Origin of the sequence: Ketobacter sp. GenoA1, from assembly GCF_003671475.1 — a bacterium.
In the GTDB taxonomy this organism is placed as follows: domain Bacteria; phylum Pseudomonadota; class Gammaproteobacteria; order Pseudomonadales; family Ketobacteraceae; genus Ketobacter.
This window is the reverse complement of sequence record NZ_RCHM01000045.1, coordinates 20,489-33,268: the sequence shown is the minus strand read 5'-3', so window position 1 is coordinate 33,268 and position 12,780 is coordinate 20,489. Positions and strand designations below refer to the sequence as shown.

General features: G+C 56.8%; 11 protein-coding genes. 8 read left to right on the top strand and 3 right to left on the bottom strand.

What is annotated here, in order from left to right; genetic code table 11:
- Positions 1–14: 14 nt before the first annotated feature.
- On the bottom strand, positions 15–1,301 hold the full coding sequence (locus D9N13_RS20755) for an NAD(P)/FAD-dependent oxidoreductase (protein ID WP_290593883.1): 1,287 nt from the start codon (positions 1,299–1,301) through the stop codon (positions 15–17).
- Between the two features lie 348 nt (positions 1,302–1,649).
- Between D9N13_RS20755 and D9N13_RS20750 the strand changes: the two genes are divergently transcribed.
- The 5 genes from D9N13_RS20750 to D9N13_RS20730 all read left to right on the top strand — a co-directional run bounded on the left by D9N13_RS20750 (position 1,650) and on the right by D9N13_RS20730 (position 7,707).
- Positions 1,650–3,119: a NarK family nitrate/nitrite MFS transporter gene (locus D9N13_RS20750; protein WP_290593882.1), complete on the top strand. Its 1,470-nt coding sequence runs from the start codon at positions 1,650–1,652 to the stop codon at positions 3,117–3,119.
- A gap of 114 nt (positions 3,120–3,233) precedes the next feature.
- The gene (locus tag D9N13_RS20745; protein ID WP_290593881.1) at positions 3,234–4,967 is read left to right on the top strand and encodes a bifunctional protein-serine/threonine kinase/phosphatase; all 1,734 of its coding nucleotides are present in this window, start codon (positions 3,234–3,236) and stop codon (positions 4,965–4,967) included.
- Positions 4,968–5,040: 73 nt separating this feature from the next.
- The gene (gene purU, locus D9N13_RS20740) at positions 5,041–5,910 is read left to right on the top strand and encodes a formyltetrahydrofolate deformylase (protein ID WP_290593880.1); all 870 of its coding nucleotides are present in this window, start codon (positions 5,041–5,043) and stop codon (positions 5,908–5,910) included.
- Between the two features lie 69 nt (positions 5,911–5,979).
- The gene (locus D9N13_RS20735) at positions 5,980–6,588 is read left to right on the top strand and encodes a TetR/AcrR family transcriptional regulator (protein WP_290593879.1); all 609 of its coding nucleotides are present in this window, start codon (positions 5,980–5,982) and stop codon (positions 6,586–6,588) included.
- Between the two features lie 162 nt (positions 6,589–6,750).
- Complete coding sequence (locus D9N13_RS20730; protein WP_290593878.1) at positions 6,751–7,707, top strand: oxygenase MpaB family protein; 957 nt, start codon at positions 6,751–6,753, stop codon at positions 7,705–7,707.
- Positions 7,708–7,774: 67 nt separating this feature from the next.
- Here the strand turns inward: D9N13_RS20730 and D9N13_RS20725 are convergent, their stop codons facing one another.
- Positions 7,775–9,037, bottom strand: coding sequence for a 6-phosphofructokinase (locus tag D9N13_RS20725; RefSeq protein ID WP_290593877.1), 1,263 nt, complete (start codon positions 9,035–9,037; stop codon positions 7,775–7,777).
- Between the two features lie 139 nt (positions 9,038–9,176).
- Here D9N13_RS20725 and D9N13_RS20720 point away from each other — a divergent pair, with 139 nt between their 5' ends.
- Both D9N13_RS20720 and mpl read left to right on the top strand, forming a co-directional pair.
- Positions 9,177–9,752, top strand: coding sequence for a hypothetical protein (locus D9N13_RS20720; RefSeq protein ID WP_290593876.1), 576 nt, complete (start codon positions 9,177–9,179; stop codon positions 9,750–9,752).
- Between the two features lie 24 nt (positions 9,753–9,776).
- Positions 9,777–11,141: a UDP-N-acetylmuramate:L-alanyl-gamma-D-glutamyl-meso-diaminopimelate ligase gene (mpl, locus tag D9N13_RS20715; protein ID WP_290593875.1), complete on the top strand. Its 1,365-nt coding sequence runs from the start codon at positions 9,777–9,779 to the stop codon at positions 11,139–11,141.
- A gap of 79 nt (positions 11,142–11,220) precedes the next feature.
- Here mpl and D9N13_RS20710 read toward each other — a convergent pair whose 3' ends face one another.
- The gene (locus D9N13_RS20710; RefSeq protein ID WP_290593874.1) at positions 11,221–11,901 is read right to left on the bottom strand and encodes a PEP-CTERM sorting domain-containing protein; all 681 of its coding nucleotides are present in this window, start codon (positions 11,899–11,901) and stop codon (positions 11,221–11,223) included.
- 297 nt (positions 11,902–12,198) lie between these two features.
- Between D9N13_RS20710 and smrA the strand changes: the two genes are divergently transcribed.
- Positions 12,199–12,780, top strand: coding sequence for a DNA endonuclease SmrA (gene smrA, locus D9N13_RS20705; RefSeq protein WP_290593873.1), 582 nt, complete (start codon positions 12,199–12,201; stop codon positions 12,778–12,780).

Below are 12,780 nucleotides of genomic sequence, written 5' to 3'. Positions count from 1 at the left end.
GCCATGTTGGTCGGTCAGGCGGCTTCCGGCAGATGCTCCGGATCCTGTTGCGCGCCGGTACAGAAATCTTTGCCAAAAATCAGTTGATCCCGAATGGCGCTGATGTCGGTTTGTTGTTGAATCAATTCAAAGAACCAGCCGCCGTCCTGCGTGTCTCCGTAGAGCACCGCGCCCACCAGGGTATTGTCTTTGATGACCAGCTTTTTGTAGTGCCCCATGGCCTGGTCGAAGAAGGTGATCTCTTCACCGCCTTCGGCATTGTCGAAGACCCCGGCGGAAAAAGCGTGTATCCCGGTGATCTTGAGCTGGGTGGCCTGTGCCGTTTGTATATAGCGGGCAATGCCCATTTCCGCCAGGTGGTTGGCGCAAACCCGGGCCTGTTCGTAGGTAGGGGCCACCAGGCCAAACAATTGCCCCCGGTGCTGAATGCACTCACCAACGGCGTAAATGGCCGGGTCAAAGGTTTGCAGGACGTCGTTTACCAGAATGCCGCGGTCGCACTGTAGGCCGCTGTTTTTGGCCAGTTCGATATTGGGTTTGACACCGGTTGCCATGACCACCATATCCACATCGAGATGGGTGCCGTCCTTGAACTGCAACCGCTCCACTTCACCTTGCTCGTTGCCTTCGATGGCGGCAGTCATGGCCCCCATCACAAACTCAATGCCTTTCTCCTCCAGGGATTGTTGCAGGAGCCGGGCGGCGGTCTTGTCCAGTTGCCGGTTGAGTAGAGAGTCGAACGCATGGACCACAGTCACCTTCATGCCTTGCTTGCGCAAGCCGTTGGCCGCCTCCAGGCCCAGCAGCCCGCCCCCGATGACAGCAGCGTGCTGTTTGCGGCCGCTCAGTTCCAGCATGGTATTGACGTCGTTGATGTGGCGGAAAGTCAGTACGTTTTTCAGATCATGGCCGGGAACCGGAATGCGAACCGGGACCGAGCCGGTGGCCAGTACCAGGCGGTCGTAGGGAATCTCTCGGTTGCCGGTGGTCATTACCCGGCGCTTGTTGCGGTCGATGCGGATGGCGCGCTCGCCCTTATAAAAGGTAATGTTGTTTTGCCGATACCAGGCTTCATCATTGAGCATGATGTTGTCTATGGTTTTTTCGCCCGCCAGCACCGGTGACAGCATGATGCGATTGTAGTTGCCAAAATTTTCCTCGCCGATCACGCTGATCTCGTACTTTTCGGAATGAATGGCCAGCAGCTCCTCCAGGGTTCGTGTTCCCGCCATACCGTTACCTACGAATACCAGTTTGGGTTTGCTGCCTTGGGTGTTGAATGCTGTAGGGGTCGTACTCACAGGGCACCGCCTTTACAGAAATGGGGTTCTTGCTTATGAAGTTAGCAAGCCCTATGCCAGCGTTTGGCGGGCATGAGCAAACAGGGGGTTATTGATAAAAATGCACCGTTATGGGATGGGGTGCTTCGGAAAGTGTTTTTGTGTGGTGCGTTATTACCTGTTAGCGAATTGGTTTAGTGTGCTGTCTGCGTGCATCAAAAAGATAAATGCGTTCTTATATGATGCATTTTTGATGGTTTTCCTGAAAAAGAGACCCAAAATAGTAGCGGCATGGCTTTTTTTGTGCGCTTTTCTGGGGATGGCATGCCCATTGCTTTGTTGGGATCGTCATTTTTTAAGGAGATTCCAATGAATAGCGGTAAATTGAATCTGCTGGATTTTAGCAATCCCAGTATTCGTACCCTGCACCTGACGTGGGTGGCGTTCTTCATCACTTTCGTTGTCTGGTTCAGCCATGCGCCACTGTTGGCAGCCATCAAGGAAACCTTTGATCTGTCCCAGCAACAGGTTAAGGCACTGATGATTCTGAACGTTGCCCTCACCATCCCGGCGCGCATTGTCATTGGAATCCTGGTGGATAAGTTTGGCCCACGCCATGTTTTCAGCGGGCTGCTGGTCGCTTCATCCTTTATCTGCTTTTTGTTTGCCTCTTCCACCAGTTATGAAATGCTGGCTCTGAGCCGGTTTATGCTGGGCTTTGTGGGTGCCGGTTTTGTGATTGGTATCCGTTTGGTGGGTGAATGGTTCCCCGCCAAGCAGGTGGGATTGGCGGAAGGCGTGTACGGCGGTTGGGGTAACTTTGGTTCGGCTGCCGCCGCCATGACACTGCCCACCATCGCCCTGCTGTTCGGTGGGCCGGAAGGCTGGCGTTATGCGGTGGCCTGCACCGGTGCACTGGCGCTGGTGTACGGCGTGTTCTTTTATTTTAAAGCACGTAACACACCGAAAGGTTCCACCTATTTCAAGCCGAAAAAATCCGGCGGCCTGGAGGTAACCACCAAGAAAGATTTCTTCTTCTATCTGGCCATGAATGTGCCCATGTACATAGCCCTGGCCGTGCTGACCTGGAAACTGGGCCCGGACAATCTGAAACTGTTGAGCGGTGGCGCGGCGGTTGCGTTGTGGGTGGGCCTGGTTGCGTTGTTTGTCTTCCAGGTCACCCAGATCTACAAAGTGAACAGCCACTTGTTTACTGACCCCCAACCGCAACCGGAAGGCTATAAATTCAAGCAGGTGGCGGTACTGGACTGGGCGTATTTTGTAACCTTCGGTTCAGAGCTGGCGGTGGTGTCCATGTTGCCCCTGTTCTTTATGGATACCTTTGGCCTGGATGCGGTTAAGGCGGGCTTACTGGCATCCGGTTTTGCCTTTATGAACCTGGCGGCGCGCCCTGGTGGTGGCTGGATCAGCGACAAGTTTGGCCGTAAGAAAACCATGAGCATTCTGGTGGCCGGGCTGGCGGTAGGTTACCTGGTGCTGAGTCAGATCGATGGCAGCTGGTGGATCTGGGTTGCCGTGGTTGCCACCATGTGTTGCTCTTTCTTCGTGCAGGCCGGTGAAGGCGCAGTGTTTGCCATGGTGCCCCTGGTACAGCGCCGCATGACCGGACAAATTGCCGGTATGGCGGGTGCCTATGGTAATGTGGGTGCGGTGACTTTCCTGACTGTGCTGTCGTTTGTGGATGCCTCCACTTTCTTTATGGTGATCGCCGGTTGCGCCGGTTTGGTGTTCCTGCTGGTGCAGTTTATCGAGGAGCCCGAAGGTCACATGACGGAAGTACTGCCGGATGGCACGGTTCAGCTCATTGAAGTAAGCTGAGCCGGTGGCCGGCAGCGCAAAGTGAATGCGCAATGTGAACGCAACACGGGTCGCCAATGGCGGCCCGTGTGCTTTCAGTTACCCGTTAATATGAATTTATAATGTGATCCCAGTATGTCATTGGATACCACAAAGCAGCAGTTGGCAGTCAGCGCCGCCCAGTTCACCAGTGCCGGTGTCAAACCGCAGAACGAAGACAGCATGGCCATCAAGATCCCGCAGGGCTCCCTGCTCAACCGCAAGGGCATTGTGGTGGCCATTGCCGACGGTGTGAGTGCCGCGGAGGCGGGCAAGGAGGCATCGGACATCGCGGTGACCGGCTTCATCAATGATTATTACTCGACGCCGGATTCCTGGAGCGTCAAGCAGTCTGCCCACAAGGTACTGACGGCCCTGAACCGCTGGTTGTACGGCCAGGGGCAACGGTTTCTGGAAGCCGAGAAGGGCTATGTCACCACCTTCAGTTGCGTCATTCTGAAATCCCGTTCCGCTTATATTTTTCACGTGGGGGATTCCCGGGTCTGGCGTTTTCGGGAGGGCATTCTGGAGCAGTTAACCCGGGATCATACGGCGCGAATTTCGTCGTCGCAGAATTATCTGGCGCGGGCCCTGGGCATCGATCTGAACCTGGATGTGGATCTGAAAGTGGTGGACCTGGAACCCGGTGATGGTTTCCTGCTGACCACCGATGGTGTGCATGAGTTTATTGATCAGCGCACCTTGCAAACGGCGTTGGCACAAGGCATGGCAACCCCGGACACGCTGATGGCCGATCTGGTGCAGCGGGCGCTGGATAACGGCAGCCAGGATAACCTGTCCTGCCAGTGGGTACAGGTGACGCAACTGGGCCAGGAAACCAACGAAGACGTGCTGCAGAGCCTGCGCCAGTTACCCTTTCCACCGGAGCTGGAAGTGGGGCTGAAACTGGATGGCTGGTGTGTGCAGCAACAGATTCACGCCAGTCAGCGCAGTCAGCTGTACCGGGTTCGCCACGAGCACAGCGGTATCAGTGCGGTGATGAAAACCCCCTCGGTGAATTACGTGGATGACGTGGCCTATATCGAACGCTTTATCATGGAAGAGTGGGTGGGGCGCCGCATCGACAATCCCTACGTGGTGAAAGTGGTGGAGCCCGGCCCCGGGCGGCGGTTTCTGTATTATCTCACCGAGGATTTGCCGGGCCCGTCGCTGGCGCAGAAGATTGCCGGGGGGCAGCCGATGGATGTGGCGCAGGTGGTGGCCATGGCGGAAAAGCTGGTGCAGGGCCTGCGCTCCTTCCACCGCCGCGAAACCCTGCATCAGGACATCAAGCCCGATAACATTGTCATGAAAGGCGAGGATCCGGTGATCATCGACTTCGGTTCCGTCTACGTGGCGGGGGTGGATGAGATTGCCACCAGCTTTGAGCGTGAGCGCGCCCTGGGCACGCTGGATTACTCTGCTCCGGAATATCGCCTGCAACGGCCGCGCTCGGAGAAAAGCGATCAGTTTTCCCTGGCCATGGTGATTTACGAGATGCTGACCGGCAAGCATCCGTTTGGGGAGCGTTTCCAGAAGGCCACCACTGTCTCGGACTTTCTGGATCTTAAATACATACCGGCCTATCGCCGTAACCCCATGGTGCCGGTGTGGCTGGACGGGGCGTTGCGCAAGGCCATGCAAACCAATGCGGATCTGCGCTATGACTCCCTGTCTGAGTTTGTACATGATCTGAAACACCCCAATCCGGCTTTCCTGTCAGTGCAGCAGCGGCCGTTGCTGGAGCGCGATCCGGCCGGCTTCTGGCGTTGGCTGGCGCTGCTGTTGCTGGTGACCAATTTGGTGACCCTCACCCTGTGGTTGGGTTGAGAAACCGTATATACTGGCGCCCCAAATGTAACCTTCACCTGTAATCTGCAGTCAATGGGAATCAGCGTCAATTATGGAACAGACCTACCGCCTTGTTATCCGCTGTCCGGACCGGGTTGGCATCGTCGCCAAAGTCAGTGAGTTCATCAGTGCCCACGGGGGCTGGTTGACGGAAGCGAGCTATCACTCGGAGCCCGGCAGCGGCGCCCAGGACCCGGGCTGGTTTTTCATGCGCAACGAGATTCGGGCGGATTCCCTGGATGTCAGTCTGGAGCAGTTCCAGCAACGCTTTGCCGAGCTGGCACAGGCCTTTCAGATGAGCTGGTTCATCAGCGATTCCAGTGTGCGCAAGAAGGTGGTTATTCTGGCCAGTCACGCCTCCCATTGTCTGGCGGACATCCTCTACCGCTGGCACAGTGGTGAACTGTACTGCGACATCAGTGCCGTGATTGCCAATCATGACAATCTGCGCAGTATGGTGGAGTGGCATGGTATTCCGTTTCATCACGTGCCGGTTGACCCAGCCGACAAATCCGCACACTTTCAGCAGGTGGATGACTTGCTGCAACAGGTTGAGGCTCAAACCATTGTGCTGGCCCGCTACATGCAAATACTGCCGGCGGCCATTTGTGAGCGTTACCAGGGCCAGGTGATTAATATCCACCACAGTTTTCTGCCGTCGTTTATCGGTGCCAATCCCTATTACCAGGCTTATGACCGGGGTGTGAAACTGATTGGCGCCACCTGTCATTACGTGACCCAGGAGCTGGATCAGGGGCCTATCATCGAGCAGGATGTGGAGCGCATCAGCCATCGCCATAACAAGGATGATCTGGTACGCCTGGGCAAAGACGTGGAAAAAATCGTTCTGGCCCGCGGATTGCGTTACCATCTGGAGGACAGGGTGGTGATGCATGGCAACAAAACTGTTATTTTCGACTAGACTCAGCCAGCAACCATCTGCGCATATAAACACAATAAATAGCGAATCAGACAACAGGAATGTATCAGCGTGAATCTTGAAATACCCGCAGCCCTGCTCAAAGAGGATGAGGACAGTACCAACCAAAGGATTCTGGATAGCGCACGATCACTGTACATTGAATACGGCTTGCGCCGCACCACCATGGAAGATGTGTCCAAGCGTGCCGGCATGGGGCGTGCCACTTTGTATCGGCGCTTCAGCGAAAAAGATCAGCTATTCAAGGCCGTCATTTTCCGCGACCTGCAACGCAGCCTGGTGCACATCGAAGAGGCCATCAATGACCTGGGCTCGGCGTTGGATGCGTTACTGGAATCGTTTGTGTTGTTCAGCCGCATGACCCACGGCAATGAGCTGTTGCAACGGTTGCTGAAGTCGGAGCCCGACCACGTTCTGCCTTATCTGACCACCGACTTTGAACTCATTATGAGTTTCTCCCGCCAGTATCTGGCCATGCAGCTGGAGCGGGCGCAAAAGGCGGGTCACATACGGGCGGGTGATCCTCAGGTGATGGCGGAAATGGTGTTGCGACTGACCCAATCCCTGATGCTGAGCCCCAGCGGCGTCATTAACCCCGCTGACGAAGACAGCTTGCGGGCTTTCACCGAGCATTACCTGCGGCCTCTCCTGGCGCCCTGAATACAGGCTAACGCGGCATCAGGCCTGCTTTGCAGCGGGTCTGCCTTTAGGCTGGAGCACGTTTCCCCCTTTATCTGACCAATAAGTCGCTTGATTTTTTGAGTCATAAGACATATTTTGTCTTTTGTCTCGATCAGTACAGTAACGTATCAGGAGGAAGGCGTGACTCAAGCGGCCAACATACAACGAAAACACCATCAACCGGAGCTGCGACCACTGGGGCCAGAATCCAACACCTGGCGCGATTTTGGCTCGTACCGGTTTCATCTGATGCTGCCCCAGGCCTTTGTGCTGCAGTCCGCCCATCCGGTGATTGACGCGGCGGTGTCCAAAGAAAAGAAGTATAAGCTGGACCCTTGGGGGCGGGCCAAAGGCTCCACCAAGCTGCTGTGGCCTGTGGTCTACTCGCGGCCGGACAAGGCCATCGAAATGGGCCATCGGCTGCGTGAGCTGCATCGTGAGATCAAGGGCACCGACAAGGACGGCAACCGCTACCACGCCCTGGACCCGGAAGCCTATTCCTGGGTACACATCACCGGCTTTGATGCCACCTTGCGTATGTATGAATATTTTGGAACCCGTTTAAGCCGCGAACAGCGCGAAGCGATGTTCGGGGAATGGAAACAGATGGGGGCACTGCTGGGTATCCATGAGAAGCACATTCCACAAACCCAGGATGAATACTGGAAGCATTTTGACTACATCATTGAGCAGCGCCTGGAGTGGGGTGACGTACTGGATGACCTCATGGACCCCGGGTTTTACGCAGCTTACCCACGGCCGGAAGAGCTGAAGAAACTGCCTATGCCGATCTTCAGGCTGCTGATGAAGGGCATGGGCTGGTTCATGCACAAAATCACCATCGCCACCTTGCCGGAGACGTTCCGTCGCCGTTTCGATGTTCGCTTCAGCAAAACCGACCAGCGTCTGTTCCGCCTGTTTGCCTGGTCGGTGCGCACGTTCTATCCCCTGGTGCCGGAGCGCCTGCAATACATCCCGCTGGCCTGGCGTGCCATCCAGGATTCCCGCCGCCATCCCGATGCCTATCAGCTGGATGCCTATGAACCAGATGGGAATGAACGCGACGAGGGTGACCTGAGCCTGGCGGCCTCGTCCTGATTGCTGGCCCATGGGCCAGGTTGCGCAATGCAGGCCTGATAGTGAGGTAGCACTTAATAGTAAGGTACTAAATACTGAAGTGTGTATTCAGTACCTTGGCCACCTTCACTTTCTTCAGTTGGGCGATCATGGGAATGCCATTCTGGTAGGGCGGGTAGGATTCCCCCTGAATCAGCGGCTGCAGGTAGTCCAGGCAGGGCTGGGTCACATCAAAGCCGCACGGGCTGATGAAATCCTTGGGCATCTTCTGTTCGACGTTTGCCACCTCCGCCAGGTTGGCCTCGCCGATGGTCCAGCTGTATTGCGCACCGGGGTTGCGCACGATGATGGGCATGACGGCGTTCTTGCCGGCCAGGGCGAACTCCACGGCGGATTGGCCCATGGCGTAGGCGTGATCCACATCGGTGGCCGAGGCAATGTGGCGGGCTGCCCGTTGCAGATAGTCCGCCAGCGCCCAGTGATACTTATAACCCAGTTCTTTCTTGATCAGCTGCGCCAGGTACGGTGCCACGCCCCCCAGTTGGGTGTGGCCGAAGGCGTCCTTGCCGCCGGAATCCGCCAGGAAGGTGCCGTCGCGCCGTTGAGCGCCTTCAGACACCACGATGGCGCAAAAACCATCCTGTTTCACGGACTGCTGCACCTTGGCCAGAAACGCTTCCTGCTCAAAGGGGATCTCCGGAAACACGATAACTTGTGGCGCCGGAAAACCATCCTGTCGGGCCAGGGCCCCGGCGGCGGCAATCCACCCGGCGTGGCGGCCCATCACTTCCAGAATGAAGATCTTGGTGGAGGATTCGCACATGGAGGCCACGTCCAGCGCTCCTTCCCGGATGGAGATGGCCACGTACTTTGCCACCGAGCCGAAGCCGGGGCTGCAGTCGGTGAAGGGCAGGTCGTTGTCCACGGTTTTGGGGATGCCGATACAGGTAATGGGGTAGCCCATTTTTTCTGAGATCTGGGATACCTTGTGGGCGGTGTCCTGGGAATCACCACCGCCGTTATAAAAGAAGTAGCCGATATTGTGGGCCCTGAACACCTCCACCAGGCGTTCGTACTCGCGCCGGTTTTCTTCAAAGCTGCGCAGCTTGTAACGGCAGGAGCCAAAGGCACCGCCGGGGGTATGTTTGAGGGCGGCGATGGCGGTATCGCTTTCTGCGCTGGTGTCGATCAGGTCTTCGGTGAGCGCACCGAGGATGCCGTTATTGCCGGCGTACACCTTGCCGATTTTGTCAGGGTGTTTACGGGCGGTTTCAATGACTCCGCAGGCACTGGCATTGATCACCGCCGTGACCCCGCCGGACTGGGCATAGAACGCATTCTTGGTGGCCATGGATACTCCCGAGGCTGAGCTTTTTGACCGCGGCATGATATAGCAAATGACGGCGGGTTTCATGTTGTGTTGCTCCCGGGTACTGCCTTTTGGCACAATGCCCGCTCTGTTCATTCGCCCCTCAGAATCAGGAGTGCTCTTGAAGCCGTTGTTTGTGCTGTTCTGGCAGCTGTGTCGATTCCAGAAAGGTCCCCAGGATGTGCCTTACTCGCAGGTCCTGCTGCTGCTGTTGCTGGTGGCGGAACTGGCGCTGGGAATGGCCACCATCCTGCTGCTGGAGCCGTTGAACATGGGCCAGCAGATGCTGGGATTGCTGATGGCCATGGGGGCCTGGTTGCTGCTGGTGTGGGCGCTGCTGGCGTTCAAGGGCCTCACGGCCCGTTACGTGCAGACCATGAGCGCCTGCCTGGGCACCGATCTGTTGCTCAGTTGCATTATTCTGCCGCTGCAGGTGTATATCGTCGGTCAGGGGCTGGAACCGGAATCCGGCACGCTGGCGCGACTGGCATTGTTGGTGGCGTTGATCTGGGATATTTTGATCAAAGGGCGCATCTACGGGGCGTCCATGCAACTGGGTCGGCTGCAGGCCAATCTGCTGTCCATTACCATCTGGGTGATTGTGCTGTTGTTGAGTAATGCGTTTATGCCGGCGCCAATGCCGGAGCAGGCACCACAGAACCCGGCGGTGGAGCAGGTACAGCCACCCTCCAACTAGAGTGAACCAGCCTTAGGATCTTTTATGCACCTACACTTCCTGGGAATCTGCGGCACCTTTATGGGCAGTCTGGCCTTGCTGGCCAAGGCCCAGGGGCACCGGGTGACCGGCTCCGATGCCAACGTCTACCCCCCTATGAGCACCCAGCTGCAGGAGCAGGGTATTGAGCTGATCGAAGGTTATGATCCTGCCCAGCTGGACCCGGCACCGGATCTGGTGATCATCGGCAATGCCCTGTCCCGGGGCAATCCGGCGGTGGAATACGTGCTGGACCGGGGGTTGACCTACACCTCCGGCCCCCAGTGGCTGCGTGATCACGTGCTGCAGGGGCGTTGGGTGATTGCGGTGGCCGGCACCCACGGCAAAACCACCACCTCCGCCATGGTGGCCTGGATACTGGAGCAGGCGGGGCTGGCACCCGGTTACCTGATTGGCGGGATTCCCAAGAACTTTGCGGTCTCCGCGCGGCTGGGCGAAGAGCCGTTTTTTGTGATCGAGGCGGACGAATACGATTCCGCCTTTTTCGACAAGCGTTCCAAGTTTGTCCATTACCTGCCGCGGACCCTGATCCTCAACAATCTTGAATACGATCACGCCGATATCTTCGAAGACATCAAGGCCATCCAGAAACAATTCCACCATGTGGTGCGTACGGTGCCCGGCAATGGCCTGGTGATTCATCCCCAGGCCGATGTCTATCTGGCGGAGGTGTTGGCCGCCGGTTGCTGGACTCCAGTGCAGCTGATCGGTGAAGCCGGCTGGCAGGCGCGGCTGCTGGCGGAGGATGGCTCCCACTTTGAGGTGTGCTACCAGGGCCATTGCTATGGCAGCGTCCACTGGCCCCTCACCGGGTTGCACAATGTGAACAACGGACTGGCGGCCATTGCCGCGGCCCGCCATGCCGGTGTCACCGCCGAGCAGGGGGTGGCGGCATTGTGTGAGTTCGGTGGCGTCAAGCGGCGTATGGAAGTGGTGGGCTGCGTGGCCGGCATAACGGTGTACGACGATTTCGCCCACCACCCCACGGCCATCAAGAGCACCCTGGACGGGCTGCGTAAGCAGGTGGGGCAGCAGCGCATCGTGGCGGTGATTGAGCCGCGCTCCAACACCATGCGCCTGGGTGTACACAAGGCCAACCTGGCGCCGGCAACGGAGCAGGCGGATGAGGCTATCTGGTATCAGCCCCCGGGGCTGGATTGGGATCTGCAGCCGGTGGTGGCGGCCAGCAAGGCCCCGGCCCGGGTGGCCAGTGACCTGGAGCAGCTGGTACAGAGCCTGGTGGCGCAAGCCAAAGCGGGGGATCACATTGTCATCATGAGCAATGGGGGCTTTGGCGGCATACACCGGAAGCTGTTGCAGGCGTTACAGAACGAGCTGGTTAAAAACTAATCAAAAACTGTAAAAAAAGCCGACGCCCTGATTCAGGGGCCGGCTTCTTACGCTTGGAAAGGTTTTCCGGGGGTGGCTATCAGCTGTTGCGAACCCGGCGGCGCGCCATACCCAGGCCCAGCAGGCCCAGTCCCAACAGGGCAATGGAGGCCGGCTCAGGCACGGCAACCACTTCAAACTGATAACGTAGGGTACCATCGGGGTTGTAGGTCACCAGTGCGTCTGGGCTGTTCAGCTCGTCACTGATGTAGATGCCATCCGCCGCTTTTGCATACTGGTCTTCGTAGTTGATGTCGCTGAAGCCAAGATCGAAAGCGCTGGAACCCAGTTGGAAGCTCAGCAGATCAAACTCGTCGCTCAGATAAAAATCGATACCATCCACACCGCCGTCATTATTGGTTGCGGCCTGGAAGGACAGGGCATCAATACCACCGAAGGCAAGGGCATCATAGGTTTCATACAGGTTGTCACCGTAGGTGCCGCCGCTCTCGAAACTGTATTCCACGGCGCTGCCCAGATCGCTGTTGAAGAACAGAATAGAACCGTACCAGGCAACCGGATCCTGTACCGCGCCAATGCCGGTCCAGCGCAGATGCCAGCTGCGGCTGTCGCCTTCATCGCTCCACAGGTAGTAGCCGAAGGTGCTGAAGTCGCTATCGGTCAGGCTGCCTTCGGTTTCACCGGTATACTGAGGCGTGGCAAACACACTACCGGTCAACAGGGCGGCGCTCAGTGCAATGGTGGTAATCAGTTTGTTCATGGATAAGGCTCCGTTTCTATTTACTTGCTCACCGCAGAAACAGTGAATTCAGATAATTTTGATCAATAAGTAAGCAGAATGTGGGCCAATATTGATATTTGTATAAAAAACAGACAGTTGTTTTGGTTGAATATTAATCAGTAATGGGTTGGTGTAAATTTGATCGACACATAAAGGTGCCGATTTTGTATACCGGTTAGCCGCCCTGCAACCGGGCTCGGCGGCGGAGACCTTATCAGCGTCGCCAGATCCCAGTATGATTTGGTTTAGACCGGAACCAGAATAGAGAATTTCCCCATGTTCAATCCTGAGGATGAAGATCTGTTCCGCAAGGAACTGGAAGGTGTGAAGCCCCTGGTACAAAACCGGGTGTCTATCCGTAATAGCGCTCAGGGGCCATCGGAGGCCCAATTGGCTCGGCGCGAGGCGGCCATCACCGACCTGAAGCGGGATGAAAACCTGCTGACCACCGAGTATGTGGAGATGGTAGATCCCCACGACATCATTGAATACAAGCGCCCGGGGGTGCAGGAAGGGGTGTACCGCAAATTGCGTCTGGGCAAGTATTCAGTGGATGCGGTGCTGGATCTGCATCGTAAAACAGTGGAGCAATCCCGAACAGAAGTATTTGAATTTATTCAGGAATGTACCCGTATGGGGTTGCGTACGGTGATGATCCTGCATGGTAAGGGGGATCGCAGCCAGCCGCCGGCGCTGTTGAAAAGCTACGTCAATAAATGGCTGCCCAGCCTGCCTGTGGTCATGGCTTTCCACAGCGCCCAGAAACATCACGGCGGTGCCGGGGCTTTATATGTACTGCTGAAGAAGAACGCCGAGAAGAAACAGGAAAACCGCGAACGTCATTTGCGGGGGCGCTGA

Excerpts from the sequence above, each read along its gene's own strand:
- D9N13_RS20725 (WP_290593877.1), bottom strand. The coding sequence starts at position 9,037 with ATGGCCACCAAGAATGCGTTCTATGCCCAGTCCGGCGGGGTCACGGCG.
- smrA (WP_290593873.1), top strand. The coding sequence starts at position 12,199 with ATGTTCAATCCTGAGGATGAAGATCTGTTCCGCAAGGAACTGGAAGGT.
- D9N13_RS20710 (WP_290593874.1), bottom strand. The coding sequence starts at position 11,901 with ATGAACAAACTGATTACCACCATTGCACTGAGCGCCGCCCTGTTGACC.
- D9N13_RS20750 (WP_290593882.1), top strand. The coding sequence starts at position 1,650 with ATGAATAGCGGTAAATTGAATCTGCTGGATTTTAGCAATCCCAGTATT.
- D9N13_RS20745 (WP_290593881.1), top strand. The coding sequence starts at position 3,234 with ATGTCATTGGATACCACAAAGCAGCAGTTGGCAGTCAGCGCCGCCCAG.
- purU (WP_290593880.1), top strand. The coding sequence starts at position 5,041 with ATGGAACAGACCTACCGCCTTGTTATCCGCTGTCCGGACCGGGTTGGC.
- mpl (WP_290593875.1), top strand. The coding sequence starts at position 9,777 with ATGCACCTACACTTCCTGGGAATCTGCGGCACCTTTATGGGCAGTCTG.